The following is a 25,700-nucleotide window of genomic DNA, read 5'->3' as shown; positions in this document are numbered from 1 at the left end:
GAATCCTGGTTGTCTTTGGTTCCTGCATTTTCATGACCTCTCCTATCAGGCGCTCCGTTCGCCCCTCCGCATTCGCGACCTCGTTTGCCGCAGCACCCTTCACCTTGGCCCTGATTGCCAGCCTGGTTCAGGCATCGGTCCAGGCTCAAACCGTCCAGCCGCCCAGCAAGCTCGACTCGGTCGTGGTGACCGCCACACGCTCCAAACTCAGCCTCGACCGCGTGCTCGCCGATGTCACCGTGCTGACTCGCGTCGACATCGAACGTCAAGCCTTTGGCGGCTTGGCCAATCTGCTGCGCACGGCGGCTTGCTTTGACATCGTTCAGAACGGTGGCCCTGGCAACCAAACCTCGGTGTTCTTGCGCGGCGCCAACACCCAGCACACCCTGGTCTTGGTGGACGGCGTCCGTATGGACACGCAAGGCGGCTCCGGCGGTGCGTCGTGGGAGAACATCCCGCTGGCACAAATCGAGCGGATTGAGGTCGTGCGCGGCGCCGCCAGCGCGGTCTATGGCTCCGACGCCGTCGCAGGCGTGGTGCAGGTCTTCACCCGCAAAGGCTCGGGCGCACCCTATCTTGAATTCGGCGCCGGTATCGGCAGCCTGGGTACGGTCAAGGCCGATGCCAGCGTGAGTGGCGCGCAAGGCGCGTTGGACTATGCCTTCACCATGGCCACCGAGTTCAGCGAAGGTTTCAATGCACGCCCGGTGGCCTTCAATCCCAGAGACCCCAGCTATCTGGCCGACCTCGATGGCTGGCGCAGCCACAGCCAGAGCGCACGCCTGGGCTATGCCTTGAACGCTCAGCACCGCGTGCAGGTCTTGGCCCTGGGCAGCCAGATGAACAGCGGCTATGACGCCAGCGCCAAGCCAAAACCAGGTGTAGACGACCGAAACCTGCGCAACAGCCAGGCCCTCAGTGCCAACTGGTCCGCGCAATGGTCAGAGGCGCTGCAAAGTGAACTCAGTGCCAGCCAGGCCACCGATCGCTACGAGACCCGCCCCAGCCCCTATCTGACCGAAACTCAGATTCGCAGCTATGCCCTCAACAGCAGCCTGAAACTGGGCCCCGGCCAGCTGAACATGCTCTTGGAACGCCGCGAAGACAAGCTCATCAACTCCAGTCTGATGACGGGGGACGAAGCCGATCGCAGCCAGAATGCCATCGGTGCGGCCTATCTGCTGAGTCTGGGCGCTTGGGACGGCCAAGCCCATATCCGCCGCGACGACGACAGCGAGTTCGGCGGCATCACGACCGGCACGCTGGCCACCGGCTACCGCCTCAGCAATGAATGGCGCGTCTGGGCCAGTGGCGGCACCGCCTTCCGTGCGCCTACCCTGTATCAAAGCTTCAGCCAGTACGGCCCCATGCCGGGCAAGCCAAAACTGCAGGCCGAACGTGGCAAGAACGCCGAAGTGGGGCTGGAGTTCAAGCGTGGCGCCCATCAGTTCGGCCTGACCGTTTATGACAACAAGATCGACGATCTGATCAGTTGGGACAAGCAGTTTGTGGCCAACTGCCCGCCATCCAAGAACCCCCAACCTTGGGACGGCTGCTACGGCAATCTGGCCAAGGTAGAACTCAAGGGCGTGAGCCTGAAGGGCGCCACCGAGTTGATGGGCCTGCGCTTGTCCGGCAATCTGGATTGGCAATCGCCCAAGGATGCAAGCACTGGCCTGTTCTTGGGCCGCCGCGCTCAAAAACATGGGGGCCTGCGCATCGACAAGAGCCTGGGGGATTGGGCACTGGGCGGACAAGTGCTGGCCTATGGCTACCGCTTTGACTTCAATGACAACAGCAGCAAGCTGGGCGGCTACGCCCTGCTGAACCTGGATGCGCGCTACCAAGTCAACAAGGCTTTGGCCCTGCAGCTGAACCTGGACAACGCCTTCAACAAGACGTACCAGACCGCCGGCGGCTACGCGCAAGCGCCGCGCACCGTGTTCATGAGCCTGCGCTTCACGCCTGCGCTCTGAGGCCAAGGCGAGGCTGCACATGCAAAGCGCCGCGCATCATTTGATCGTCGGGGGCCAGCGCAGCGGCAAGTCCCGCCAGGCCGAACGCCTGGCGCAAGGCTGGCTGCAGCGTGACCCTGCGCACCGGGTGACGGTGCTGGCCACGGCGCTTGCTTTTGACGAAGAGATGCGCGCGCGCATTACCCGCCATCAAGCCGACCGGCCGGCGGGCTTTGAAACTGTCGAAGTCCCGCTGAGCCTGTCGCGCGCTTTGCAGGCTAACGCAGCGCCTGGGCGGCTCCTGCTGGTGGACTGTCTGACGCTTTGGCTGACCAATTGGCTGATGCCGATGAGCAATCAGCCCGATCTGGAGGGCTGGCAGCGCGAGCTGCAGTCCTTGACTGCGCTGCTGCCCAAGCTCAGCTCCCCGGTGCTCTTCGTCTCCAACGAGGTGGGCTGGGGTGTCTCGCCGATGAGCCGCGAGGCGCGCTTTTATGTAGACGAACTGGGACGCTTGAACCAAGCCGTGGCGGCGCGCTGCGCGCAGCTGACGCTGATGGTCGCAGGCCAAGCCTGGACGCGCCCTGTTGACGCCCAGGCTCGGCTTCAAGAGCCTCGCCTATGAAGATCAAAACCATGACGCTGATTCAACAAAGTTTGGCTTGGCTGGCTTGCGCCCTGCTGAGCACGGCTGCGCTGGCGCAAAGCCGCATCGAAATCAAGGACGACCAGGGCCAGACCACCCAATGGACAAAGGCCCCGCAGCGCATCGTCACCCTGCTCCCTTCGCTGACCGAAACGGTTTGCGAGCTGGGCGCCTGCGACAAGCTGGTCGGCGTGGATCGCTACTCCAACTTCCCCGCCCAGGTGAACCGCTTGCCCAAGCTGGGCGGCCTGGACGACACCCAGGTCGAGACCATCGTCTCGCTCAAGCCCGATGTGGTGCTGCTGGCCCCGTCCTCACGCGTCAGCGACCGGCTGCGCAGCCTGGGCTTGACCGTGGTGGCGCTGGAAACCAAGTCCTATGCCGATGTGCAAAGAGTGCTGGGCAAGCTCGGCCAGCTCTTGCAGATCAGCGATGCCCAAGCGGTTTGGCGCCGCATTGATGCCACGGTGGGCGCCGCCGCGCAGAGCATTCCGCCGCAAGTCCGTGGCACCCTGGTCTATTACGAGATTGACCGTTCGCCCTATGCCGCCGGCCCGAGCTCTTTCATGGGCGAGACGCTGACGCGACTGGGCGGGCGCAACATCATCACGCCGGAGATGGGCCCCTTCCCCAAGATCAACCCCGAGTACGTGGTGCGCGCCAAGCCGCAGCTGATCATGATCGGCAAACGCAATGTCGAGGGCCTGTACCAGCGCCCCGGCTGGGACCGCATCCCGGCCATCGCCAACAAGCGCGTTTGCGTCTTTGACGCGGAGCAAAGCGATGTGATGGCAAGACCTGGCCCCCGCATGGGCGAAGCGGCTCAGATCATGGCCCGCTGCCTGCGTGAGCTGGACAGCGGCAACTCGGCTCAGCCATGAGCACGCAGCTCGGCACGGCCCGTTTGCAAGCCTGGCCTTTGCTGGCCGGCTTGGCTCTGTGCAGTGTCTTGGCGCTGATGCTGGGCGTGGCCGTGGGCAGCACCGGCCTGGCCTTCAATTGGGTGGATGTGGATGCGGCCATGGCCGACCAAATCCTCTGGCAGATTCGCCTGCCGCGCTCCGCCGGCGCCTGGACGGCCGGGGCTCTGCTCGGCCTCTCGGGTGCCATCACCCAAGGCCTGTTTCGCAATCCGCTGGCTGACCCCTATTTGCTGGGCAGCGCCGCCGGCGCACGGCTGGGCGTGGGCATCGCCCTGGCCTTGCTGGGCGGCTCGCCCATGGGCATGGCTTGGCTGGAGCGCTTGGGCCTCACCGGCGCGGCTTTCATCGGCACGCTGGCGGGTGTCTCCCTGGCGCTCTTGATGGCGCGGGGCGTTGAGCACACCTTGCGCTTGCTGCTGGCCGGCGTCGTGGTCGGCGTGGTGCTGGGCGCCATCACCGACCTGATCAATCTGAGCAACCCCGACATCCTGCGCACCATGCAAGCCTTTGTTTTGGGCACCACCGGCTTCTTGGGCTGGAACAGCGTGATCCTGATGAGCGCGGTCTTGGCTTTGAGCTTGGCCGTGGCTCTGGGCGGCAGCCAGGCGCTGGATGCGTTGACGCTGGGCGAGTCCACCGCGCAGTCGCTGGGCGTGCGCCTGAGCCTGGTGCGGGTGGTGCTGATTCTGGCCTTTGCGCTGGCGACCGGCACCGCTGTGGCGCAGACCGGCATGATCGCCTTCGTCGGCCTGGTGGCCCCACATTTGGTTCGCAATCTCTGCCCAGCCACCCATGGCAAATTGCTGCTGCTGTCGGCCTGCGCCGGCGGCCTGCTGCTATTGAGCGCCGACATCTTGTCGCGCTGCTTGATTGCGCCGCAAGAGCTGCCGGTAGGCGTCATCACCGCAATCCTGGGCGGCGGCTATCTGCTGCGCCTGATGCACCGCCAACGCGGACGGAGGTCTTGATGAGCACCCGCCCCAAGCAACACACCGAAGCCGGCGCCAGCGCTGCCCTGCGCTGCCATGAACTCAGCGCCAGCTTGCAAGGCCAGCCAGTGCTGCACCGCATCTTGCTGGACTTGCCGCTCGCGCGTTGGACCGCCATCGTCGGCCCGAATGGCGCGGGCAAGTCCACCTTGCTGCGCGCACTCACCGGGCTGATCCCCAGCCTGGGCCAAATCGAGTTGCTGGACCGCCCGCTGCACGCTTGGCCCACCAAGGCACGAGCCCGTGCATTGGCTTGGTTAGGCCAAAACGAGGCCAGCGGCGAGGACCTGAGCGCCGAAGACGTGGTGATGCTGGGCCGCCTGCCGCACCGCGCCTGGCTGGCGCCGCCCAGCGCCAGCGACCATGCCGCCGTGCGCCAAGCCATGCAACAAACCCAGTGCTGGGATTGGCGCTGCCGCTCGCTCGGCCAGCTCTCTGGTGGCGAGCGGCAGCGGGTGCTGCTGGCGCGGGCGCTGGCGGTGCAGGCCCAAGTCTTGATGATGGATGAGCCGCTGGCCCATCTGGACCCGCCGCACCAAGCCGACTGGCTGCAGATCGTGCGCGGCGAAGTCGCCCAGGGGCACAGCGTCATCAGCGTGCTGCATGAGCTCAATATCGCCCTGCAAGCCGACTGGTTGGTGGTGATGAGCGAAGGCCGCGTCCGCCATTGCGGCCGCCCGGCCGAGGCCGCCACCCGAGAGGCTTTGCAAGAAGTCTTTGACCATCGCCTGCAACTGATCGAACTGCAAGGCCAATGGCTGGCCCTGCCCGGTGCCCCCGCGCCTTCGGCATCGGCAAGCGCGGCCATCCCCACTCCACAGCCGGCCGCCAAGGCCAGCAATGTCTTGCCCCTGAAAGCTCGCTCCCATGACTGAATGCCAGGCGCTGATGATCAGCGCGCCCTCCTCCGGCTCCGGCAAGACCAGCGTCACCGCTGCCATCGCGCGCTGGCAGCGCCGCTTGGGCCGCAAGGTGCGCGTTTTCAAGACGGGCCCCGACTTTCTGGACCCAATGATTCTGGAGCGCGCCAGCGGCCATCCGGTTTATCAGTTAGACCTCTTCATGGGGGGACTGGACCATTGCCGATCCCTGCTGGCCGAAGCCGCCGCCAGCGCCGACCTGATCTTGGTCGAAGGGGTGATGGGTCTGTTCGACGGCGACCCCAGCAGCGCCGATCTGGCCGCCGCTTTTGGCCTGCCGGTGCTGGCCGTCATCGACGCCTCGGCGATGGCGCAGACCTTCGCCGCCCTGGCCACCGGCCTGCAACGCTTCCGCCCCGATGTGAAGGTCTGCGGCGTGATCGCCAACCGCGTCGGCAGCGTCTCACACGGCAAGATGGTGGCGCAAGGCCTGCCACCCGAGTTGCCCCTGGTGGCCGCGCTGCCTCGCGATGCCAACCTGAGTCTGCCGGAACGCCACCTGGGCCTGGTACAGGCCTTGGAGCTGCCTGAATTGGAAGCCCAATTGGATGCCTGGGCCGATCAATTCGCCCGCGCGCTGGAGCCCGAGTTTGAGTTCCCGCGCGTCAGCTTTGAGAACGCGGCATCTCCCTACGCTGAAGCCCAGCCGCAGGCTCTGGCTGGGCGCCACATTGCGGTGGCCCAAGACGCTGCCTTCAGCTTCATCTACCCGGCGAACCTGGACTGCTTGCGAGCGCTGGGCGCCGAGCTGGAGTTCTTCTCACCGCTGCAGGGTCAGGTCTTGCCTGAATGCGACGCGCTCTGGCTGCCTGGCGGCTACCCAGAACTGCATGCGCAAACCCTGCGCCAGCATCCCAGTTTCTTTGCCGATCTGCGCCAGCATGTGCAAGCCGGCAAGCCCTTACTAGCCGAATGCGGCGGCATGCTGTGCCTGCTCGACCAATTGATCGACACCGAGGGGCAAACACAGCTGATGGCGGGCGTGATGCCCGGCACGGCCCGCATGCAAAGCAAGTTGGCGGCCCTGGGTCTGCAAGCCATTGCCTGGCCCGAAGGCTTGCTGCGTGGTCACAGCTTTCACTACTCGACGCTGGGCACACCGCTGCACCCCATCGCCACCGCCGAGAACCCGAATGCCGGCCGCACCGCCGAGGCGCTTTACCAGCAGGGCTCGCTGCGAGCCAGCTATATCCACCACTACTTTGCGTCCAATCCGGCGGCGGTGGCCGCGTTCTTTATTGGTGATCGCACCAAAGACACTCATGGAAATTGAAAAGCCCCCTGTCGACCGCGAACGCGTCATCCCCACGGCCGAACGTCGCGGCCTGATCCTGGTCCACACCGGCGACGGCAAAGGCAAAAGCACCGCCGCCTTCGGCCTGGCGCTGCGCGCTCACGGCCGCGGCAAAGCCGTCAAGATCTACCAGTTCATGAAAGTGCCCAGCGCCCGCTTCGGCGAGCACCGCATGTTCGAGCAGCTCGGCGTGCCGATCGAAGGCCTGGGCGATGGCTTCAGCTGGAAGAGCAAGGATCTGGAGCACAGCGCCCAATTGGCCCGCGATGGCTGGGCACGCGCGGCCGCAACGATTGCTGCGGGCGAGCATTTCTTGGTGGTGCTGGACGAAATCATGTACCCGCTGCGCTATGGCTGGCTGCCGCTGGAGCCAGTGCTGCAAGCGCTGCGCGAACGCCCCGCCCATGTACATGTGGTGTTGACCGGACGTAACGCGCCGGACGAGCTGATCGAGTTGGCCGATACCATCACCGAGATGACACTGATCAAGCACCACTTCAAGGCGGGCGTGCCGGCACAACGCGGCATCGAAGATTGAGAAAGAGGGCCTGGCCATGATGGCGCTCTTGCTCCCGCTGGCGATGGGCATCGCCTTGCTGGTGGACCGCCTGCTGGGCGAGCCACCGGTCTGGTGCCACCCGGTCGTGCGCATGGGGCGCTACCTGGACCTGTTCAGCGCAAGACTCGCCGCCATGCCGCCGGCCCAGGCCTTTCTGGGCGGCGCCATGGTCTGGCTGTTCGGCGCGCTGATGACTGCTGCGCTGGCGCTGAGCCTGGAGCTGGCTTTGATCCACAGCCTGCAGCCTTGGGCAGACTGGCCAGCGCTGCTGGGCTGCGCTCTCTTGCTGGGTCTGCTGCTGAAGCCGCTGCTCGCTTGGGCCATGTTGGTCGATGAAGTGCTGGCGGTGGAGCGGGCGCTTGGCGAGTCGCTGGCTGCCGGCCGCAGCCAATTGGCTCGGCTGGTCAGCCGTGACACCTCCGCACTGGATAAGACCGCGGTGCGCGAAGCGGCCATCGAGACCCTGGCCGAGAACCTGAATGACTCGGTGGTCGCGCCGCTGTTTTGGTTTGCCATCGCCGGCCTGCCGGGTGCGGCGCTCTACCGTTTTGCCAACACCGCCGATGCGATGTGGGGCTACCGCGACCACCGCGAATGGTTCGGCAAATGGGCGGCACGAGCCGATGATGTCTTGTCCTGGATCCCGGCGCGCATCACCGCCTCGGCGCTGATCGGCCTGCGCCCGCAGGCCTGGCTGCGCCTGATCACCGAGGCGCGTCGCACGCCCTCACCGAATAGCGGCTGGCCGATGGCGGCGATGGCGCTTCGTTTGAATCTGCGACTGGCCAAGCCCGGGGTCTATGCGCTCAACGCGACGGGTAGCGCCCCGCTGGGTGGCGAACTCTTGCGGGCCGCGGGCCTGGCCCGACGGGCCATGCTGGGCGCAGCTGTCATGCTGGCATTCGCAGCCTTGAGCCTGAGGCTGTCGACATGAGCACGCTCCTTCATGGCGGCACCGACAGCGGCCCAGCCGTGCCGCACGACTTCTCGACCAATGCCAACCCGCTGCCGCCGCCAGCCTCGCTGCTGCAGGCCATGCAAGCGGCCGACCGGCGCCGCTACCCCGATCCGCAGTACCGCCTCTTGCGCGAATACTTAGCGGCAGCACATGGCGTGGAGCCCGCTCAGGTCTTACCCACCGCAGGCGGCGCCGAGGCGATACGGCGCATCAGCCTGGCGGCGCATCTATTGGGCTTGCGTGAAGTCTGGGTGCCCGAGCCCGGCTTTGGTGACTATGCGGCGGCGGCACTTGCGCTAGGTTTGCCGCTGCGCCGATACAGCCATGTGGAGCATCTGCTCGAGGCGCTGCATGCCGAAGCGCTGGTTTGGATCTGCGAGCCCTGCAACCCCACAGGCGCCAGCCTCAGCAGCGAAGCGCTCGAAGCCCTCAGTGCGCGCGCCGGCCTGACCGTGGTCGATCGCGCCTATGAGCCCTTGCGTCTGACAGGCGCTGCGCCCCTCATGCCCAACCGCTGCTGGCAGCTGCACTGTCCCAACAAGGCGCTGAGCCATACCGGTGTGCGGGCGGCCTATTTGCTGGCGCCCGCTGCGGCAGATCCACTGAGCCTGGCCTTGAGTCAAAAACTGAGCGAGCTGGCTTCCAGCTGGGTCTTGTCGGCCGAGGGTCAGGTCTTGCTGTTGCAGTGGCGGCGGCCCGAAATTCAGACCTGGCTGGCCGAATCGCGCGAACAACTCAGAAGTTGGGGCCAGCAGCAGCGCCAAATGCTCGCCGACTTAGGCTGGCAGCAAGAAGACAGCTGCACGCCTTTTTGGTTAGCGCGCCCGCCCCAGGCCTTGCCCGAGTTGCGCGGCCATGGCATCAAACTGCGTGACGCCAGCTCTTTTGGCTTACCCAACTGGGTGCGCATCGCCACCCTGCCCCCTTCATCGCAGCTTGCGCTGCAGAAAGTGATTCAACAATGAGCGCCAAGGCCGTGATGGTGCTGGGCACGACCAGCGGTGCCGGCAAAAGCTGGCTAGCCACGGCCTTGTGCCGCTACTACGCCCGCCAAGGGCTCAAGGTCGCGCCCTACAAGGCGCAGAACATGAGCAATAACGCCCGCGTGGTGCCGGGCCTGAACGGCCGCATGGGTGAGATCGGCAGTGCCCAGTACTTCCAGGCCCTGGCCGCGCGGCGCACGCCCGAGGTGCGCATGAACCCGGTGCTGCTCAAGCCCGAGAAGGACACGGCTTCGCAAGTCATCGTGCTGGGCGAGGTCGACAGCGAATTGACGCACACTCCTTGGCGCGAGCGAAGCGAAAAGCTCTGGTTGAACGCCAAGCCGGCCCTGCACCAACTGATGGCCGAGAACGATGTGGTGGTGATCGAAGGTGCGGGCTCCCCGGCCGAGATCAATCTGCACAGCAGCGATTACGTCAATATGCGCACCGCGCTGGAAGTGAATGCCGCTTGCCTGCTGGTGACCGACATCGACCGAGGCGGCGCTTTTGCCCATTTGTTCGGCACGCATCAATTGCTGCCGGCGCATGAGCGCGCCTTGATCAAGGGTTATGTGCTGAACCGCTTCCGCGGTGATGCCAGCCTGCTGGCGCCAGGCCCCGAACAGCTGCAGGCCTTGACCGGCGTGCCCACCATGGCGGTCTTGCCGATGTGGCGTGGCCACGGCCTGCCGGAAGAAGACGGCGTGTTCGATGACGCGCCCAGCGGCGGCGCCGGGCTGCATATCGCCATCGTCGCCTACCCCCGTTTATCGAACTTGGACGAGTTCCAGCCGCTGCGCAGCCTGCCCGGTGTACGCCTGACTTGGGCGCGAACACCGGCCCAGTTGAACGCGGCAGATTGGATCATCCTGCCGGGCTCCAAGGCGGTCGCCGCCGATCTGGCCTGGCTGCGCGCTCAACAACTCGACTTGGCCATCGCCCAACACGCCGCCGCCGGCAAGCCGGTGCTGGGCATCTGCGGCGGCTTGCAGATGCTGGGCGAAAGCCTCTTGGACCCGCACCAGCTGGACGGCAATGCGCCCGGCCTGGGCCTGCTGCCGCTGGTCACACAGTTTGAGCGCGACAAATTGCTGCGCCCCTCTCAGGTGCGCTTCGGTGAGTTGACCGGGCCTTGGGCGGCACTCAGCCACGTTGAAGCAGAAGGTTATGAAATCCACCACGGCCGCACGGTGCAACACCCCAGCCTGGCGCCCGCTGCCGTCACCTTGCACAACGATGCGGGCGAGGCCATCGGCTGGCAAGCGGGCTCCGTGCTGGGCTGGTACGCCCACGGTTTGTTTGAAAAGGCCAGCGTGATGCAAGCCTTGTTCGGCGCCCAGGTGCAAAGTTTGGACAGCGTGTTCGAGGGCTTGGCCGACTACGTAGACACCCATTTCGAGCCCGGCGTTTTGATGGGCTTGTTGGATGAGCAAGGGGCTCAGGCATGACAGCCAAGACACCACAACGCATCGCCTGCTTGTCCACCGAAGCGGTGGACATCCTCTATCGCCTTGGCGCCCAAGACCACATCGCCGGCATCTCCGGCTACACCGTCTACCCGCCCGAGGCGCGTCAAGAAAAGCCCAAGATCAGCGGCTTCACCAGCATGAAGCTGGAGAAGATTCTGGCGGTGCAACCCGATCTGGTAATTGGTTTCTCAGACTTGCAAAAGCCGCTGCTGGCTGAATGCGAAGCTGCAGGCTTGGCCACGCTGCTGTTTGACCACCGCGACCTGGCCGGGATCCATGGCATGGTGCGGCAAGTTGGCGCTTTGGTGCATCGCCAGGAGCAGGCTGAGGCCTTGAGTAGCCAGTTGCAGCAAACGCAGGCCGAGATTGCCGCGGCCGGCCGCCTGCTGCCGCGCAAGCCGCGCGTCTACTTCGAAGAGTGGGACGAGCCCATGATCTGCGGCATTGGCTGGGTCAGCGAGATCATCGCCCTGGCCGGCGGCCAGGATGTGTTTGCTGAGCAGTCACGTGCCGGCTTTGCCAAGCAACGCATCGTTAGCGCCGAGGACATTCTGGCGCGCCGGCCCGAGCTGATCCTGGGCAGCTGGTGCGGCAAGCGTTTCGTGCCCGACAAGGTGTTGGCGCGCCCCGGCTTTGCCGAACTCGGCGCACGGCTGATCGAGATCAAGTCGGCCGACATCCTGGCCCCTGGGCCCAGCGCGATTGAACGCGGCGCCCGGCAGGTGCTGGCCGCCTTCCAAAACTACTTCAAAACGTGCTCAGACTGAATCGCCACATGCAAGACCTGACCCCATTGAACTCTTTCATTCCTCATGTTCCGCCGATCGACGAGCCGGCGCTAGCCGCCGCCCTGCAGCGCCGCATCGACGGCAAGACCAAACCCCTGGGTTCTTTGGGTCAACTTGAACAGCTGATGCTGCGCCTGGGCCTGATCCTGGGCAGCGAGACACCATGCTTGCACGAGCCGCAGCTGATGGTGTTTGCCGGCGACCACGGCCTGGCCGCACGCGGCGTCTCGGCCTACCCTAGCGACGTGACCTGGCAGATGGTGGAGAACTTTCTCGCCGGCGGCGCCGCCGTCAGCGTGCTGGCGCGGCAACATGGCCTGGCTTTGACGGTGGTCGATGCCGGCGTCGCGCATGACTTTGAGCCACGCCCAGGCCTCGTGAACGCCAAGCTGGGCTACGGTACGGCGGACAGTTCGACTCACCCAGCCATGAGCACAGAACAATGCGCGGACGCCATCGGCCGGGGGCGCCGCATCCTGGCGGACTCGCCCGGCAACGCGCTGTTGCTCGGTGAAATGGGCATCGGCAACACCTCCAGCGCGGCACTGCTGCTGGCGCGACTGCAAAACCTGCCGATCGAGCACTGTGCCGGCCGAGGCACCGGTCTGGACGATGCGGCGCTGTCGCGCAAGATCGAAGTCTTGCGCGCCGTCTTGCAACGCCATGCCGAGGCGACCCAGCCTTTGCAGGCTTTGGCGGCGTTGGGCGGTTTCGAAATCGCGATGATGGTCGGCGCGGTGCTGCAAGCGGCCTCGGAGCGTCGCGTCATCGTGGTCGACGGTTTCATCGCCAGCAGCGCCGTGCTTGTTGCGGCCAAGCTGCAACCGGCGGTCTTGCAGCGCTGCGTATTCGCGCATCGATCCATGGAAAACGGCCACAAGTTAATGTTGGAAGCCCTGCAGGCCCAGCCTTTGTTGGATTTAGGACTAAGGCTGGGCGAGGGGTCCGGCGCCGCCTTGGCCTGGCCTTTGCTCGGCTCGGCATGCCGTATCTTGGCCGAAATGGCCAGCTTCGAGTCGGCCGGCGTCAGCCAGCAGGGGTGAACCCAGGGTCATTCCCACCCAGGGAAGTCAGATAGTTCTCAACGATTGCTTGCAAGTCTTTGTTTACATCAGCGCCGGGCTGGCCATAATCAAGGACAGCAAGCATGAGGGCTCCCCATGACAGACTTGGTTTTCGCTGAGGAATTGCCAGACCCTTCACTCGATGAATCGGGCAGCAAGGCGCTCGAGCCCTGGGTCGTGATGATCGTCGACGATGACGTCGCCGTGCATCAGGTCACTCAGCTGGTGATGGCGGACTTTGAGTTCTCAGGGCGGCGCCTGCAGTTCCTGGATGCCTACAGCGGCGCCGAGGCCCGCGAGTTGCTGAAAACACGCAAAGACATCGCGCTGATCTTGCTCGATGTGGTGATGGAGTCCGAGCATGCTGGTCTGGATCTGGCGCGCTACATCCGTGAGGAACTGGAGAACCACCATGTGCGCATCGTGCTGCGCACCGGCCAGCCAGGCCAGGCGCCTGAAGAGCATGTCATCAAGACCTATGACATCAACGACTACAAAGAAAAGACCGAGCTAACCAAGCGCAAGCTGATCACGGTTTTTTATGCGGCGCTGCGCAGCTACCGCGACATCATGATCATCGAGCAGTCGCGCTTGGCGCTGCGCCGCTCGATCGATGCGATCACCCGCATTTACGACTCGCAAAATCTGCGGCGGTTCGCCTCGGGCGTGCTCGAACAAGTCACGCATCTCTTGGGCATCGATGCACGCGCTTTGTGCGCCAGCCGGATTTCAGCCTACGCCGCCTCACATATCGAGGGCCGCCTCAAGGTCTTGGCGGCCACGTCCGAGTATTCCCGGCTGCTGGTGGATGACGAGATTGGCAATTTGCCGCCCGAAGTTAAAACGGCCCTGGACCGCGCGCTGATTGATCAGGTGGGCTATTTCGACTCCCACCATTTTGTCGGTTACTACCGCAGCAGTACCGACAACGAAACCTTGCTTTACATGGCCTTCACCGATCCGGTGGACGCCCAAGCCCGCGAGTTGCTCGAGATTTTTTGCGCCAACGTCGCCATCACCTACGAAACCCTGCTGCTGCGCGAAGAAATCCAAGACACCCAGCGCTCCACCGTGTACATCATTGGCGAAGCGGTCGAGCGGCGCTCCAAAGAGACCGGCGCCCATGTCCGCCGGGTGGGTGAGTTGTCGGCCTTGCTGGCCGAGACCTCAGGCATGCGCTCGGCCGATGTGGAGTTCATGCGCCAGGCCTCGCCCTTGCACGATGTGGGCAAGATTGGCATCCCTGACCGGGTGCTGAACAAACCCGGCAAGCTCGACCCCGAAGAATGGGAAATCATGAAGGGCCATGCCCGCATTGGGTTCGAACTCTTGAGCAAGTCGGACAAACGCATCTTGCAACTCGGCGCCATCATTGCGCATGAGCACCATGAGCGCTGGGACGGCGCCGGCTATCCACGCGGTCTGATCGGCGAGCAAATCAATATCGCCGGGCGCATCGTCGCCTTGGCCGATGTGCTGGACGCCTTGGTCAGCCAGCGCTGCTACAAAGAGCCCTGGAACTTCGACGCCGCCCTGGCCTATGTCAACGAGCAGGCCGGGCTGCAGTTCGACCCCGGCTTGGTCAAACAGTTGATGGACAACTTGGACGCGGTGCATGCGATCTACCAGCGTTATCCGGATGCATGATCAATGAGCGCCGACCCACGCGGCGCCGCATTTGATTCAGACGAAGGTCGGCGCTTGGCCGAGGCCGCACTCCGAACCATCAGCCTTTCGACGGCGAAATCCAGCGGTGAGGCCTTCTTCCGACAACTGGTCAAGGAGCTGGCACAAGCGCTGGATCTGAAGTACGTCATCGCCGGCCGACTGCTGACCTTGGATGACGGGCAGGAAGGCATTCAGACCTTGGCCGTGTGGGCAGGCGTTGACTGGATGGACAACATCCAATACGCCTTGACCGGCACGCCTTGCGCCAATGTCACCCACCAGGACATGTGCTTCCACCCCTGTGGGGTACAGCAAGACTATCCCCAAGATCATTTGCTGACCGAGATGGGCGCACAGAGCTATATCGGCATGCCCATGGTCGGCAGCCAAGGCAAGACGCTGGGCATTTTGGTGGCGCTGGACACCCAGGAAATCAGTGAGAACAAGCGGCTGCTGGCGCTGTCCTTGTTGTCGATTTTCGCCGCTCGCAGCGCGATGGAGTTGCAGCACCAGGACCATGTGGCCGAACTCCAAGCCTATGGGCAAGCGCGCACCAAGGAGTTGGGCATCGCCACGCAGCGTTTGGTGGAGCAGGAGAAGTTGGCGGCCTTGGGGGGCTTTGTCGCGGGCTTCGCTCACGAGATCAACACCCCGATCGGCATCGCCGTGACGGCCGCCTCGGGCATGGAAGAGTTCGCCCGCAGCCTCAAGCGCAAGCTGAGCGGAGAAAAGGTGAGCCGGGTCGAACTGCTTGCCCTGGCCGACAACCTGGAGAGCGGCGCCAGCCTCGTCAATAGCAACCTGGAGCGAGCGGCCGGCCTCATTTCCAGTTTCAAGATGCTGGCCGTGGATCAAGGCAATGAAGAAGAATCGCGCCTTGACCTGCGGGACTACTTGCGCCAGTTGATCGTCGCCCATCAACCGGTCTTGCGCGGCGCCCACACCGAGGTGCAACTCGACGCACCCAAGCCGCTGCGGGTGACACTAGCCGCCGGGCTGTTTTCGCAAATCATCTCCAATCTGATCGTCAACACCCTGACTCATGCTTTTGATGAACCCCTCGAACGTTCATTGGAAGAGATTCAGGACCTGAAAGAAGAAGTGGACAGCGCAGCCCTTCCGCAGCGACGAATCGACATCGCTTTGCACGCCGAGGGTGGGCAGTTGCATCTTCACTTCGGCGACAACGGGCGCGGCGTCAGCCCCGAGGTGGCGAAGCGCCTGTTTGAGCCCTACTTCACCACCCGCCGTGGCCAAGGCGGCTCGGGCCTGGGCCTGCACATCGTCAACACCTTGTGCCAGCGCCTGGGCGGCAGCATCAGCATCGATCCGCACCACCAGCCCGGTTTGGGCTTTTTGATCGAACTGCCGCTGCGACCCTGAACATCGGTCGCAGCCAGTGCGCCGCACAGGGCAGAATCCGGGGCCGCCTTTTCCTCTCCCGCCTCATGAGCGCTTTGCTGCACGAAATCCGCCTTTTCTTCATCGCGCTGCAGTTCTTCACACGCTGCCCGATCCCGGCCTGGGTGGGGTTTGAATCACAATGGTTGCAGCAATGTGCGCGCCACTTCCCCGCGGTGGGCCTGTGCGTGGGCGTCTTCGCGGGCTTGGTGTTGTGGGCGGCACTGTGGGTTTGGCCCCCCGGCGTCGCCGTGGGCCTCAGTATGGCAGCCAGCATCTGGATGACGGGCGGATTCCACGAAGACGGCTGGGCCGACAGCTGCGACGGCCTGGGCGGCAGCGTCAGCCGCGCGCGCGCGCTGGAGATCATGAAGGACTCGCGCATCGGCAGTTACGGCGCGCTGGGCTTGATCCTGATGCTGGGCTTGAAGGCCTGCGCCCTTTTCAGCTTGGCAGAGAACGACCCCGGCTTGGCCGTGCTTGTGACCGTTTTCGCCCACGCCGCCTCACGCGCCGCGCCGGTGTGGCTGATGCACAGCCTGCCCTACGCCGGCGACGCCGATCACGCCAAGGCCAAACCTCTGGCGACGCAAGCCAATGGCCTGACCCTGGCGGTAGCCTTTGGCTGGGTTTTGGGTACGGCAGCCCTGCTGCTCAGCCTGCAATTGCAGCTGCTGCCTAGCTTCTTATTGTCAATACTGGTCGCTGCCGGGCTAACGCTTTATATGCAGGGTTGGCTGGACCGGCGCCTGGGCGGCTATACCGGCGACAACCTCGGCGCCACCCAGCAAGTGGTGGAGCTGGGCCTGCTGCTCAGCTTTCTGGCGCTTTTGAATGTCTTCTGAGTCCAGGCTCTGGGTGTGGCGGCACCCTCGACCTGAAGCGGCTGCCGGCCGCTGCATCGGCGCGGGCAGCGATTTGACTGTGCACTGGCGGCGCGCCAAACGGCTGGCGCGCAAGATCCAGCAAACAGCGCGAAGACAGCGCCTGCCGCATATCGTCTACAGCTCACCGCTGCGCCGCTGTGCCGACGTTGCGGCTTGGCTGCAGGCCTGGGGTTGGCGGCATCAGATGGACGCTGCGCTGCTGGAGCTGGACTTTGGTGAATGGGACGGCAAGGCTTGGTCCGCCATCGCCAAGGCCGAGGTCGATGCCTGGGTAGAGAACTTTGCGACCCATGCCCCCGGCGGCGGGGAATCGCTGGCCCAGCTGCTGGAACGCGCCGGCCCTTGGCAGCCCAGCGCGGGGCATGGCGTGGTGATCAGCCACGGGGGCTGGATGCTGGCCAGACGCTGGCTCGCCGAACACGGCCAGCAAATTCCAACAGCAGCGAACTGGCCCAAGCCGCCCCGCTACGGCGAGTGCTGGGGGCTCTAGGCCCCATGCCAAGCGGAGCAAGGGTGAGTATCGATGACTGGGCTAGCATTGGGGTATGACCTACGCATTCCATTCCTCCTTAGCGCGGCTCGCTCTCTGGTTCTTGGTCCTTGGCGTCTTCAGTGGCTGCGCCAGCATGAGCGAATCGCAATGCCAGCAAGCCGACTGGCGCGCCCGAGGCTTGGCCGACGGCCGCGCCGGCCACAGTGAGGCGCGCATCAACGACCATGTGGACGCCTGCAGCAAAGCGGGCATCACACCCGACCATCGCAGCTGGACGCAAGGCTGGGAGGACGGCATTCGCAGCTATTGCACCGCCAACAACGGCTGGCAAGAAGGCTCCCGTAACCAGATTTATTGGGGTGGCTGCCGAGGGCAAGCGGGTGAAGATGCCTTCCTGAACCACTATCGCCTGGGTCAGCAGCTGTATGGCCTGCTGCAGCAGGTGCAGCGCAATGATGTAGAGAGCAAACGCCTGGAACAGGTGTTGCGTGACGCAAAGACAGACGAAGCACGCAGCAAGGCGCGCGAGCAATTGCGCCGCGTCGACTACGACCAGCTGCGCCTACGCGCCTTGATCACCGGCATGCACTTGATGGCGCCCCGCTAAGAGTTCCGCTAAGAGTCCGCTAAAGGCTCGCGCCCTTTTAGATCAAGGCTTGGCGCTCGCCATTGGCCTTGGACCAATGCAAGATCTCATAGCTTTGGCGCAAGCCCGCGGTGTAGAAGGGATCGGTCTTCAACAAGGCTTCCAGCTGAGCCTTGGAGTCGGCATGCGCCACCCACAGCCCGCCCTTGGGCGTTTGCTCAGGCTCATGACGCAGAGATCCGCCCACCGGGATCACATCTCTATGGGTTTCAAGCCAGTCAATATGCGCTTTCAGATTGGCAGCGCGCACTTCGGCGTGATCGGGCTTGTCGGTAAAGATGACGGCAAAAAGCATGAAGGTCTCGCCAAGAGTCTCGGTCAGAGATTAAGGAACTTGCAGGCCGCTATTCAGGGCGGTCGAGCTTCTTGCTCAGCAAGATGGTGGACACCGTGTCGACCACGCCCTTGATGGCGCGGATGCGGTCCAACAAGCTGTCCAGCTCCTCGGTGGAGTCTGTGGTCAGCATGGCGCACAAATCAAAGCGGCCGCTGACGGCGTAGAGCTGATGGATCTCATGCCGGCGGGTCAGCTCGCGGGCCACCTCGGGCTCCAGCTTGGAGTCCACCGAGATCAAGAGCATCACCCGGATGCCGGGTGCCGCACGGCGGGCGGCCATGCTGATGGTGTAACCGGTAATGTGGCCGCCATCCTCCAGCGCTTTCAGGCGCAGTTGCACCGTGCTGCGAGCCACGCCCAAAGCCTTGGCCAACTTGACCACCGGCAGCCGGGCATTGACCCGCAAGAGCTCCATCAACTGGCGATCCAGATCATCCAGCGCGCTCAACACCACCGCGTCTTTCGAGGCTACCAATTGAGAACCACCCGTCATTTTGCTTGAATGCCATTCATTATGACTGACGTAATCAGCCCAAAGAAATCAATTTGCACATAGGGTTCGGCCGAACTGATTTCTAGAATTCCTCCAATACCCCTAGGCAAGCCAAGGCCATCAAGTCCATCGGGGAAACAAGGAGACAAGCATGCTGCAAAAAGTGATCGAAGTTAAATCGGCCAACGTTGGCGCCATCGGCGGTGTCGTTGACATGGCCACTACTGGTGCCCTTGCCCAGGCCCCCGCCTCCACCCAAAAGCTGCTGACTCGCGCAGAGCTGGACGCTTACGACCCCCGCGCCGAGTCTTGGCAAAAGCAGTTTGCCCGCCGCTACACCCACCACTCCGAGCTGAACGGCGTGCTGAATGGTGTGGAGAACGTGGACGAAACCGTTTACAGCAAGTTCGCCGTGGCCTTGACGCCCTATATGGCGCAGCTGATGGACAAGGACGATCCGAACTGCCCGATCCGCCTGCAATACCTGCCCAGCCACCACGAGCAAACCAAGCCCGGCTTCGCAACCATGCTGGACCAGCTCGGCGAAGAAGGCGACACCATCCCCGGCACCAGCATCGTGCACCGCTACCCCCGCCGCGTGCTCTTCCTGGTGTCCAACACCTGCGCCACGCTGTGCCGCTTCTGCACCCGCAAGCGCATGGTCTCGCAGCCCAGCGGCTCGGTGCACAAAGATGAGATCGAAGCTTCGATCGACTACATCGCCAGCAACCCGCAGATCCAAGACGTGCTACTGTCCGGCGGCGACCCGCTGACCTTCACCGACGAGCGCCTGGACTACATCCTCGGCGAGTTGCGCCGCCGCGCTCCGCATGTGCGCTTCCTGCGCATGGGCTCGCGCATGGTGGTGCAGCTGCCCACCCGAATCACGCCGGAGCTCTGCGCCGTGCTCGAGAAGCACCGGGTCCAGATGGTCAACATCCACATCAACCACCCCAAGGAAATCACGCCGCTGCTGCGTGAACGCGTCAAGCTGATTCAAAAAGCCGGCGTGATGATGGGCTTGCAAACCGTCTGCCTGAAGGGCGTGAACGACGACGTCGAAGTGATGCGCGAGCTCTTCATGCAAACCATCGAGATGGGTGTGCGCCCCTACTACGTCTACTCGACCGATATGGTCGAAGGCGCCCACCACTTCATCGTGCCGCACCAGCGCATGATCGAGCTGTACGAAGGCCTGCGCGGCTGGATCAGCGGCCCGGCCGTGCCGACCTTTATCGTCGACGGCCTGGGTGGCCTGGGCAAGCTGCCCATCATCCCCAGCTATGTGCGTGAAGAAGAACTGCCCGACGGCAGCGGCACCACCGTCAAGTGCCGCAACTACGCAGGCAAGACCGTGGAGATGCCAGGCCTGGGCCAAGACTACAGCCTGCCTACGCGCAGCAACTGAGGGCCGACGGCGTGCAATTCATCCCTTCGCCTTACGGCATTCACCGCGTCATCGAGCCCCAGGGCGTTTTGCCCCAGGGTGCCTGGAAGATCTCCAACACCATGGAGATCGCTGACAACGAAATCTTGATCGATGTCAGCGCGCTCAATATCGACTCGGCCAGCTTCACCCAGATCAAAAAGGAAGCCGGCGGCGACCCGGCCCGCATCGAAGCGGCGGTGCGCAGCATCGTCGAGCAGCGCGGCAAGATGCACAACCCGGTGACCGGCTCGGGCGGCATGTTGATCGGCAGCGTGGCCCAGATTGGCGCGGCGCTGGCGGGCAAGATCGATCTGCAAGTGGGCGACAAAATCGCCACCTTGGTCTCCCTGTCTTTGACACCTTTGCGCATTGATGCGGTGAAGAAGATACATGTCGAAAAAGACCAGATCGAGATCAGCGGCCGCGCGGTGCTGTTCGAGACCGGCCTCTACGCCAAGCTGCCGGCCGACATCCCCGAGAACGTGGCCCTGGCCATCTTGGACGTGGCCGGCGCACCCGCCCAGACGGCTCGGCTGGTGCAAGCCGGCGACACTGTGGTGGTGATCGGCGGCGGCGGCAAGTCCGGCACGCTCTGTGTGTACGAAGCCAAGAAGCGCGTCGGCCCGAATGGCTTGGTGATTGGCGTCTCACCTTTTGCCAAAGACTGCGAACGCATGCGCGAACACGGCTGGGTGGACCATGCTTTGCAAGTGGACGCGACCAACGCGGTGGCGCTGATGGAAGCCGTTAGCGCGGTGACCGGTGGGCGCATGGCCGATGTGGTGATCAACTGCGTCAATATCCAAAACACCGAGATGGGCAGCATTTTGGCCACTCGCGATGGCGGCAAGATCTACTTCTTCTCCATGGCCACCAGCTTCACCGCGGCCGCCTTGGGCGCCGAAGGTGTGGGCAAGGACATCGAGATGATCGTCGGCAATGGCTATGCCAAGGACCACGCGGCCTTCTCCCTGGCCTTGCTGCGCGAAAGCCCGCGTCTGCGCCAGCTTTTTGAGACGCTGTACGTCTGAGCGATGGGCATGATGAAGGCAAATTCTCAGTCCCGACTTTGGCAAGGCCTGCGCCAAGGGCAGATCGAAACCCTGGCGGTGATGGGCATGGCCAAGAACACCGGCAAGACGGTGGCGCTGAACCATGTGCTGGCCGAGGCCCATGCGGCCCAGGTGCCGGTGGGCGTCACCTCGATTGGCCGCGACGGCGAAGACCGCGACCAAGTTTTTCTCTTCCCCAAGCCGCCGGTGCTGATCTGGCCCGGCAGCCTGGTGGCCACCGCGCGTGACACCCTGGCCCGCGCCAAACTGAAGTTCAAACTGCTGGGCAGCACCGGCATTGACTCGCCGATGGGCGAGATCGTCATCGTCAAGGCCTTGGAATACGGCGAGATGGAGATCGCCGGCGCCTCGCGCAGCAGCGATCAGCTGAAGGTGATTCACCGCCTCAAGCAAGCCGGCTGCGAACTGGTCGTGTTGGACGGTGCCTTGGGCCGCAGCCATCACGCGTCGCCGGCCATTGCCGACGGCGTCATCCTGGCCACCGGCGCGGCGCTGGGCGGCGGCATCGGCGATGTGATTCGCAAGACCGGCGACCGTTTGGCCATCTTGGGTCTGCCGCAGGTGCCGGCCGAGATCGGCGCACGCGTGCAAGACGTGTTTGCACGCGGCGGCGTGGGCCTGTGGGACGGCCAAGGCCAGTTGCTGTATCGCGCCGACATCGCCAGCCTGAATGCGGCCTCGGTGCTGCTGGCCTACGCGGAGCTGGATGTGGGCACCATCGCCGTCAGCGGCGCCGTCGGGCGCCTGCTCTGGAAGGCCATGAGCCAACTGGCAATGCTGCGCAGCGGCAAAGGCCAAGGCCAAGGCCAAGGCCTGAAGATCGTGGTGGCTGATGGCACCAAGCTGTTTGTCGATGCGCTGGAGGTGCAAGCCCTGACACGCTCGGGCGGCCAGATTTACGGCTACCGCAGCATCCGAATCCTGGGTCTGACGCTGAACCCCTTCTCGCCCATGGGCGGCAGCTTTGAAGGGCATGAGTTCTTGCTCCATGCGCGCGAGGCCTTCAGCGGCTACGACGTCAGCGATGTGGTGCTGGAGTCCAGCACCACACAAGAACTCGCACAACAAGTACAACAAAATTCCGGAGACAAACACCATGTCGCAACTGCAACTTGACGCGAGTCAGATCGATCGCGCCCGCGACTCGGCGCGTCGCATCGCCCACAGCGTGTTCGATGAAATGAGCCAGTTCACCACCACCACGGTGGAGCGCGCCACGCTGCGCCTGCTTGGCGTGGACGGTGTCGATGAGAACTACGTGCCCTTGCCCAACCGGGTGGTCAGCCATTTGCAAGAGCTTGACCTGCTGCAGCATGGCGCTGCCTGGATCATGGCCGGCGCCATGCAAGAACATGGCCTGACGGCCCAGCAAGTGGCCGAGGCCGTGGCCAAGGGTTCGCTGGTGCTCACCTTGCCCAAGGACGGCGACGCCGCCCGCCGCGCCGCCGAAGCGCATGCCAAGACCATGTGCGAGCACATCGCCGCACACCGCCACTACCGCGCGGAGGAAATCAAAACCGTTGGCGAGGCCAAGACGCCCTGGCTCTACCTGATCGTCGCCACCGGCAATATCTATGAAGATGTGACGCAGGCCTGCGCTGCCGCCGAACAAGGCGCCGACATCATTGCGGTGATCCGCTCCACCGGCCAAAGCCTCTTGGACTATGTGCCTTACGGCGCCACCACCGAAGGCTTTGGTGGCACCTATGCCACGCAAGAGAACTTCCGCCTGATGCGCAAGGCGCTGGACGAAGTGGGCAAGAAGCTGAACCGCTATATCCGGCTAACAAATTACTGCTCTGGCCTGTGCATGCCCGAGATCGCCGCCATGGGCGCGATGGAGCGGCTGGACATGATGCTGAACGATTCGATGTACGGCATCATCTTCCGCGACATCAATATGAAGCGGACCTTCATCGACCAGTTCTTCTCACGCATGGTCAATGCCTACGCCGGCATCATCATCAACACCGGCGAAGACAACTACCTGACCACCGCCGACGCCTTTGAAGCGGCCCACACGGTGCTCGCCTCACAGCTGATCAACGAGCAGTTCGCCTACCTCTCCGGCCTCAAGCCCGACCAGATGGGCCTGGGCCACGCGTTCGAGATCAACCCCGAGCTGGAGAACGGTTTCTTGTGGGAGATTGCACACGCCCAGTTGGTGCGCCAGGTCTTCCCCGAAGCCTCGCTGAAGTACATGCCGCCCACCAAGCACATGACCGGCAATATCTTCAAAGGCCATATTCAAGACGCCTTGTTCAATATGGTCAGCAGCATGACCGACCAGAACATTCACCTCTTGGGCATGATGACCGAGGCCATCCACACGCCCTTTATCCAAGACCGTTTCTTGGCGATCCAAAACGCCAAGTATGTGTTTGGCACGATGAAGGACCTGGGCTCCGAAATCGAGTTCAAGCGCGGCGGCAAGATCGAAGCGCGCGCCCAAGAGGTGTTGGCCGAAACCGAAACCATCCTGGCCGAGATCGAGAAAATTGGCCTGCCCTCCGCCATCAGCAAGGGCACTTTCGCCGAGATCTCGCGCACGCCCACCGGCGGCAAGGGCCTGGACGGCGTGATCGCCAAAGCCCCGGACTACTTCAACCCCTTCCCCCAACTGATGATGCCGGAGCTGAAGCAATTGCAAGCCCAGCAAGCACAACAAGCGCAGGGAGGACTGTGAGATGAGCGAGCAACACAACACCCCCGCCGAGACCAACGACCAGATCCCCGCCCAATGGGTCAAGCCCTATGGCGACACCCTGGACGACGGCCGCGTGCAAGTCTCTTTCACCTTGCCGGTGCCGCTGGATGAGACCGCCAAGGAAGGCGCCAAGATGCTGGCCCTGCAGATGGGCCTGGAAGAACCCGCCGTGGTGCACTCAGAAGCCATGGGCTCGGGCTTCTCCTTCTTCGTGGTTTACGGCCAGTGCAAGCACCGGGTCGATCTGAGCAAGCTGAAGGTCGCCAAGCCGGACTTTGAGGTCTTGGACAAGGACGGCGTCAACGCCCTGATCGCCGAGAAGATGGGCCGCCGCATGGTGGTGGTGGGCGCCTGCATCGAGACCGATGCCCACACCGTCGGCATCGACGCGATCATGAATATGAAGGGTTACAACGGCCACAAAGGGCTGGAGAGCTATCACGAGATCCGCGCCATCAATATGGGGGCGCAGGTGGACTCGGAGGAACTGGTCAGCCGCGTGATCGAAGAGAAGGCCGATGTGATCTTAGTCTCGCAAGTGGTGACGCAAAAGAACATCCACCTCGACAACCTGACCAAGCTGAGCGACCTGCTGGAGGCCGAGGGCCTGCGCGACCAGGTGATCCTGATCGTCGGCGGCCCGCGCATCAGCCATGAGTTGGCCAAGGAGCTGGGCTATGACGCCGGCTTTGGCACCAAGACTTATGCCGAGGATGTGGCATCGTTTGCCATTCATGAATGGATCAAAAGGAAGGCCGCATGAGCACGTCAAACCCGGAAATCACCAGCCTGATTCGCCTGCGCATGAGCGCGCACGATGCCCATTACGCCGGCAATCTGGTCGATGGCTCGCGCATGCTGAATCTTTTCGGCGATGTGGCCACCGAGTTGCTGATCCGCAGCGACGGCGATGAAGGCCTCTTTGTCGCCTATGACAAAGTCGAGTTCCTGGCCCCGGTGTTTGCAGGCGACTACATCGAAGCCACCGGCAGCATCGTCAGCCTCGGCAAGTCCTCGCGCAAGATGGTGTTTGAGGCGCGCAAGGTCATCAGCGCTGCCAACATCCCCGGCCAAGTTTCAGCGGCCGATGTCCTGGCCGAGCCCATCGTCGTTTGCCGCGCCTCGGGCACTTGCGTGGTGCCCGTCGCCCTGCAGCGTGGCCCGGCCAGCAAGAGCTAAGCGTACCTAACGCCATGGACAAGCTGATCATCACCGCCGCGCTGACCGGCGCCGAAGTCACCCGCGAGCAGCAACCCGCGCTACCCATCACGCCTGACGAGATCGCCGAGGCTGCCGCCGAATGCGCACGCGCCGGCGCGTCCATCGTTCATGTGCATGGTCGGCTGGCCGATGGCAGCTCCACACAAGACAAAGAGGTCTACCGCCAGATCATCGAGAAGACCCGCGAGCGCTGCGATGTGATCGTGCAGGTTTCCACCGGTGGCGCCGTGGGCATGACACCGCAGGAGCGCCTGGCGCCGGTGACGCTGAAGCCTGAGATGGCCACTTTGTCGATGGGCACGGTCAACTTCGGCGGCGATGTGTTCATGAACCATCCGGCCGATATGGAAGTCTTTGCCGCCGCGATGCAGGAGCACGGAGTCAAGCCCGAGTTCGAAATCTTCGACAGCGGCATGCTCACCACCACGCTGCGCTGGCTCAAAAAAGGCATCGTCCAAGGCCCGCTGCACTTCGACTTCGTCTTGGGCATTCCGGGCGGCATGGCGGGCACGCCCGAAGCGCTGATGTATCTGCGCTCGCAGCTGCCCGCCGGCAGCAGTTGGACCGTGGCCGGCATCGGCGCGGCTCAATTGCCGCTGGGCGCCTTGGCCATTGTGCTGGGCGGCCATGTGCGCGTTGGCTTTGAAGACAACGTCTACTTCCGCAAGGGTGAGTTGGCGCGCAGCAATGCACAACTGGTCGAGCGCATGGCCTTGATCGCCCAGCAACTCGACCGCCCCGTGGCCACACCCGACGAGGCCCGCGCCATGCTGGGCATCAGCAAGCGCTGAGTTCGA

The 25,700-nt window shown here is 63.7% G+C and carries 26 protein-coding genes; 24 read left to right on the top strand and 2 right to left on the bottom strand.

What is annotated here, in order from left to right; all coding sequences use genetic code 11:
* The first annotated feature begins 32 nt into the window (after positions 1 to 32).
* The 17 genes from ACOVRJ_RS00405 (at position 33) to ACOVRJ_RS00325 (ending at position 17,604) form a co-directional block, all read left to right on the top strand.
* A complete protein-coding gene (locus ACOVRJ_RS00405; protein WP_422041932.1) occupies positions 33 to 1,976 on the top strand; it encodes a TonB-dependent receptor domain-containing protein in 1,944 nt (647 codons plus the stop codon).
* 19 nt (positions 1,977 to 1,995) lie between these two features.
* Complete coding sequence (gene cobU, locus ACOVRJ_RS00400) at positions 1,996 to 2,580, top strand: bifunctional adenosylcobinamide kinase/adenosylcobinamide-phosphate guanylyltransferase (RefSeq protein ID WP_422041931.1); 585 nt, start codon at positions 1,996 to 1,998, stop codon at positions 2,578 to 2,580.
* Positions 2,577 to 3,482: an ABC transporter substrate-binding protein gene (locus ACOVRJ_RS00395; protein ID WP_422041930.1), complete on the top strand. Its 906-nt coding sequence runs from the start codon at positions 2,577 to 2,579 to the stop codon at positions 3,480 to 3,482. The genes cobU and ACOVRJ_RS00395 overlap by 4 nt, the downstream gene beginning before the upstream one ends.
* Complete coding sequence (locus ACOVRJ_RS00390; RefSeq protein WP_422041929.1) at positions 3,479 to 4,492, top strand: FecCD family ABC transporter permease; 1,014 nt, start codon at positions 3,479 to 3,481, stop codon at positions 4,490 to 4,492. Before ACOVRJ_RS00395 ends, ACOVRJ_RS00390 begins: the two co-directional genes overlap by 4 nt.
* Positions 4,492 to 5,388: an ABC transporter ATP-binding protein gene (locus tag ACOVRJ_RS00385; protein WP_422041928.1), complete on the top strand. Its 897-nt coding sequence runs from the start codon at positions 4,492 to 4,494 to the stop codon at positions 5,386 to 5,388. Before ACOVRJ_RS00390 ends, ACOVRJ_RS00385 begins: the two co-directional genes overlap by 1 nt.
* On the top strand, positions 5,381 to 6,706 hold the full coding sequence (locus ACOVRJ_RS00380; RefSeq protein ID WP_422041927.1) for a cobyrinate a,c-diamide synthase: 1,326 nt from the start codon (positions 5,381 to 5,383) through the stop codon (positions 6,704 to 6,706). The genes ACOVRJ_RS00385 and ACOVRJ_RS00380 overlap by 8 nt, the downstream gene beginning before the upstream one ends.
* The gene (cobO, locus tag ACOVRJ_RS00375) at positions 6,696 to 7,265 is read left to right on the top strand and encodes a cob(I)yrinic acid a,c-diamide adenosyltransferase (RefSeq protein WP_422041926.1); all 570 of its coding nucleotides are present in this window, start codon (positions 6,696 to 6,698) and stop codon (positions 7,263 to 7,265) included. The genes ACOVRJ_RS00380 and cobO overlap by 11 nt, the downstream gene beginning before the upstream one ends.
* A 19-nt stretch (positions 7,266 to 7,284) precedes the next feature.
* The gene (gene cbiB, locus ACOVRJ_RS00370) at positions 7,285 to 8,220 is read left to right on the top strand and encodes an adenosylcobinamide-phosphate synthase CbiB (protein ID WP_422041925.1); all 936 of its coding nucleotides are present in this window, start codon (positions 7,285 to 7,287) and stop codon (positions 8,218 to 8,220) included.
* Entirely contained in the window at positions 8,217 to 9,209 is a 993-nt protein-coding gene (locus ACOVRJ_RS00365; protein ID WP_422041924.1) for an aminotransferase class I/II-fold pyridoxal phosphate-dependent enzyme, read from the top strand. The genes cbiB and ACOVRJ_RS00365 overlap by 4 nt, the downstream gene beginning before the upstream one ends.
* A complete protein-coding gene (locus ACOVRJ_RS00360; RefSeq protein ID WP_422041923.1) occupies positions 9,206 to 10,675 on the top strand; it encodes a cobyric acid synthase in 1,470 nt (489 codons plus the stop codon). The genes ACOVRJ_RS00365 and ACOVRJ_RS00360 overlap by 4 nt, the downstream gene beginning before the upstream one ends.
* Positions 10,672 to 11,463, top strand: coding sequence for an ABC transporter substrate-binding protein (locus ACOVRJ_RS00355; RefSeq protein ID WP_422041922.1), 792 nt, complete (start codon positions 10,672 to 10,674; stop codon positions 11,461 to 11,463). The genes ACOVRJ_RS00360 and ACOVRJ_RS00355 overlap by 4 nt, the downstream gene beginning before the upstream one ends.
* An 8-nt stretch (positions 11,464 to 11,471) precedes the next feature.
* Positions 11,472 to 12,527 carry a nicotinate-nucleotide--dimethylbenzimidazole phosphoribosyltransferase gene (gene cobT, locus ACOVRJ_RS00350; protein WP_422041921.1) on the top strand — a complete coding sequence of 352 codons (1,056 nt, stop codon included), beginning with the start codon at positions 11,472 to 11,474 and terminating at the stop codon, positions 12,525 to 12,527.
* Positions 12,528 to 12,644: 117 nt separating this feature from the next.
* Positions 12,645 to 14,195, top strand: coding sequence for a DUF3369 domain-containing protein (locus tag ACOVRJ_RS00345; protein ID WP_422041920.1), 1,551 nt, complete (start codon positions 12,645 to 12,647; stop codon positions 14,193 to 14,195).
* A 3-nt stretch (positions 14,196 to 14,198) separates the two neighbouring features.
* Positions 14,199 to 15,599: an ATP-binding protein gene (locus ACOVRJ_RS00340; protein ID WP_422041919.1), complete on the top strand. Its 1,401-nt coding sequence runs from the start codon at positions 14,199 to 14,201 to the stop codon at positions 15,597 to 15,599.
* Between the two features lie 65 nt (positions 15,600 to 15,664).
* Complete coding sequence (locus ACOVRJ_RS00335) at positions 15,665 to 16,462, top strand: adenosylcobinamide-GDP ribazoletransferase (protein WP_422041918.1); 798 nt, start codon at positions 15,665 to 15,667, stop codon at positions 16,460 to 16,462.
* Positions 16,452 to 16,994, top strand: coding sequence for a histidine phosphatase family protein (locus tag ACOVRJ_RS00330; protein WP_422041917.1), 543 nt, complete (start codon positions 16,452 to 16,454; stop codon positions 16,992 to 16,994). The genes ACOVRJ_RS00335 and ACOVRJ_RS00330 overlap by 11 nt, the downstream gene beginning before the upstream one ends.
* A 136-nt stretch (positions 16,995 to 17,130) precedes the next feature.
* Complete coding sequence (locus ACOVRJ_RS00325; protein WP_422041916.1) at positions 17,131 to 17,604, top strand: DUF2799 domain-containing protein; 474 nt, start codon at positions 17,131 to 17,133, stop codon at positions 17,602 to 17,604.
* A gap of 37 nt (positions 17,605 to 17,641) precedes the next feature.
* Here ACOVRJ_RS00325 and ACOVRJ_RS00320 read toward each other — a convergent pair whose 3' ends face one another.
* Positions 17,642 to 17,938, bottom strand: a complete 297-nt coding sequence (locus ACOVRJ_RS00320) for a YciI family protein (RefSeq protein ID WP_422041915.1) — start codon at positions 17,936 to 17,938, stop codon at positions 17,642 to 17,644.
* Between the two features lie 49 nt (positions 17,939 to 17,987).
* Positions 17,988 to 18,473, bottom strand: coding sequence for an Lrp/AsnC family transcriptional regulator (locus tag ACOVRJ_RS00315; protein WP_422041914.1), 486 nt, complete (start codon positions 18,471 to 18,473; stop codon positions 17,988 to 17,990).
* Positions 18,474 to 18,624: 151 nt separating this feature from the next.
* On the opposite strand from ACOVRJ_RS00315, the gene ACOVRJ_RS00310 reads away from it, so the two are divergent.
* From ACOVRJ_RS00310 to ACOVRJ_RS00280, 7 genes are read left to right on the top strand one after another with little or no spacing between them, the layout of a single operon-like run.
* Positions 18,625 to 19,881 (top strand): KamA family radical SAM protein, encoded by a 1,257-nt coding sequence (locus ACOVRJ_RS00310; protein WP_422041913.1) that lies wholly within the window; start codon positions 18,625 to 18,627, stop codon positions 19,879 to 19,881.
* A gap of 11 nt (positions 19,882 to 19,892) precedes the next feature.
* Positions 19,893 to 20,933, top strand: a complete 1,041-nt coding sequence (locus ACOVRJ_RS00305) for an L-erythro-3,5-diaminohexanoate dehydrogenase (RefSeq protein ID WP_422041912.1) — start codon at positions 19,893 to 19,895, stop codon at positions 20,931 to 20,933.
* A gap of 12 nt (positions 20,934 to 20,945) precedes the next feature.
* Positions 20,946 to 22,091 (top strand): hypothetical protein, encoded by a 1,146-nt coding sequence (locus ACOVRJ_RS00300; RefSeq protein WP_422041911.1) that lies wholly within the window; start codon positions 20,946 to 20,948, stop codon positions 22,089 to 22,091.
* Complete coding sequence (locus ACOVRJ_RS00295; RefSeq protein ID WP_422041910.1) at positions 22,072 to 23,661, top strand: lysine 5,6-aminomutase subunit alpha; 1,590 nt, start codon at positions 22,072 to 22,074, stop codon at positions 23,659 to 23,661. The genes ACOVRJ_RS00300 and ACOVRJ_RS00295 overlap by 20 nt, the downstream gene beginning before the upstream one ends.
* Before the next feature lies 1 nt (position 23,662).
* Positions 23,663 to 24,445 (top strand): OAM dimerization domain-containing protein, encoded by a 783-nt coding sequence (locus ACOVRJ_RS00290; RefSeq protein ID WP_422041909.1) that lies wholly within the window; start codon positions 23,663 to 23,665, stop codon positions 24,443 to 24,445.
* Positions 24,442 to 24,861 carry a hotdog domain-containing protein gene (locus ACOVRJ_RS00285; protein WP_422041908.1) on the top strand — a complete coding sequence of 140 codons (420 nt, stop codon included), beginning with the start codon at positions 24,442 to 24,444 and terminating at the stop codon, positions 24,859 to 24,861. The genes ACOVRJ_RS00290 and ACOVRJ_RS00285 overlap by 4 nt, the downstream gene beginning before the upstream one ends.
* A 14-nt stretch (positions 24,862 to 24,875) precedes the next feature.
* Positions 24,876 to 25,694 (top strand): 3-keto-5-aminohexanoate cleavage protein, encoded by an 819-nt coding sequence (locus tag ACOVRJ_RS00280; RefSeq protein ID WP_422041907.1) that lies wholly within the window; start codon positions 24,876 to 24,878, stop codon positions 25,692 to 25,694.
* Positions 25,695 to 25,700 lie beyond the last annotated feature (6 nt).

The sequence above is a fragment of the Roseateles sp. genome, from assembly GCF_049240545.1.
Taxonomy (GTDB): Bacteria; Pseudomonadota; Gammaproteobacteria; order Burkholderiales; family Burkholderiaceae_C; genus Paucibacter_A.
The sequence above is the reverse complement of the archived record's forward strand: the minus strand, read 5'-3'. Positions and strand labels throughout refer to the sequence as shown.

Excerpts from the sequence above, each read along its gene's own strand:
- ACOVRJ_RS00330 (WP_422041917.1), top strand. The coding sequence starts at position 16,452 with ATGTCTTCTGAGTCCAGGCTCTGGGTGTGGCGGCACCCTCGACCTGAA.
- ACOVRJ_RS00365 (WP_422041924.1), top strand. The coding sequence starts at position 8,217 with ATGAGCACGCTCCTTCATGGCGGCACCGACAGCGGCCCAGCCGTGCCG.
- ACOVRJ_RS00335 (WP_422041918.1), top strand. The coding sequence starts at position 15,665 with ATGAGCGCTTTGCTGCACGAAATCCGCCTTTTCTTCATCGCGCTGCAG.
- cobT (WP_422041921.1), top strand. The coding sequence starts at position 11,472 with ATGCAAGACCTGACCCCATTGAACTCTTTCATTCCTCATGTTCCGCCG.
- ACOVRJ_RS00385 (WP_422041928.1), top strand. The coding sequence starts at position 4,492 with ATGAGCACCCGCCCCAAGCAACACACCGAAGCCGGCGCCAGCGCTGCC.
- ACOVRJ_RS00290 (WP_422041909.1), top strand. The coding sequence starts at position 23,663 with ATGAGCGAGCAACACAACACCCCCGCCGAGACCAACGACCAGATCCCC.
- ACOVRJ_RS00315 (WP_422041914.1), bottom strand. The coding sequence starts at position 18,473 with ATGACGGGTGGTTCTCAATTGGTAGCCTCGAAAGACGCGGTGGTGTTG.
- ACOVRJ_RS00345 (WP_422041920.1), top strand. The coding sequence starts at position 12,645 with ATGACAGACTTGGTTTTCGCTGAGGAATTGCCAGACCCTTCACTCGAT.
- ACOVRJ_RS00360 (WP_422041923.1), top strand. The coding sequence starts at position 9,206 with ATGAGCGCCAAGGCCGTGATGGTGCTGGGCACGACCAGCGGTGCCGGC.
- ACOVRJ_RS00295 (WP_422041910.1), top strand. The coding sequence starts at position 22,072 with ATGTCGCAACTGCAACTTGACGCGAGTCAGATCGATCGCGCCCGCGAC.
- ACOVRJ_RS00310 (WP_422041913.1), top strand. The coding sequence starts at position 18,625 with ATGCTGCAAAAAGTGATCGAAGTTAAATCGGCCAACGTTGGCGCCATC.
- ACOVRJ_RS00355 (WP_422041922.1), top strand. The coding sequence starts at position 10,672 with ATGACAGCCAAGACACCACAACGCATCGCCTGCTTGTCCACCGAAGCG.
- ACOVRJ_RS00325 (WP_422041916.1), top strand. The coding sequence starts at position 17,131 with ATGAGCGAATCGCAATGCCAGCAAGCCGACTGGCGCGCCCGAGGCTTG.
- cobU (WP_422041931.1), top strand. The coding sequence starts at position 1,996 with ATGCAAAGCGCCGCGCATCATTTGATCGTCGGGGGCCAGCGCAGCGGC.
- cobO (WP_422041926.1), top strand. The coding sequence starts at position 6,696 with ATGGAAATTGAAAAGCCCCCTGTCGACCGCGAACGCGTCATCCCCACG.
- ACOVRJ_RS00395 (WP_422041930.1), top strand. The coding sequence starts at position 2,577 with ATGAAGATCAAAACCATGACGCTGATTCAACAAAGTTTGGCTTGGCTG.
- ACOVRJ_RS00380 (WP_422041927.1), top strand. The coding sequence starts at position 5,381 with ATGACTGAATGCCAGGCGCTGATGATCAGCGCGCCCTCCTCCGGCTCC.
- ACOVRJ_RS00300 (WP_422041911.1), top strand. The coding sequence starts at position 20,946 with ATGAAGGCAAATTCTCAGTCCCGACTTTGGCAAGGCCTGCGCCAAGGG.
- ACOVRJ_RS00280 (WP_422041907.1), top strand. The coding sequence starts at position 24,876 with ATGGACAAGCTGATCATCACCGCCGCGCTGACCGGCGCCGAAGTCACC.
- ACOVRJ_RS00340 (WP_422041919.1), top strand. The coding sequence starts at position 14,199 with ATGAGCGCCGACCCACGCGGCGCCGCATTTGATTCAGACGAAGGTCGG.
- ACOVRJ_RS00285 (WP_422041908.1), top strand. The coding sequence starts at position 24,442 with ATGAGCACGTCAAACCCGGAAATCACCAGCCTGATTCGCCTGCGCATG.
- cbiB (WP_422041925.1), top strand. The coding sequence starts at position 7,285 with ATGGCGCTCTTGCTCCCGCTGGCGATGGGCATCGCCTTGCTGGTGGAC.
- ACOVRJ_RS00320 (WP_422041915.1), bottom strand. The coding sequence starts at position 17,938 with ATGCTTTTTGCCGTCATCTTTACCGACAAGCCCGATCACGCCGAAGTG.
- ACOVRJ_RS00405 (WP_422041932.1), top strand. The coding sequence starts at position 33 with ATGACCTCTCCTATCAGGCGCTCCGTTCGCCCCTCCGCATTCGCGACC.
- ACOVRJ_RS00390 (WP_422041929.1), top strand. The coding sequence starts at position 3,479 with ATGAGCACGCAGCTCGGCACGGCCCGTTTGCAAGCCTGGCCTTTGCTG.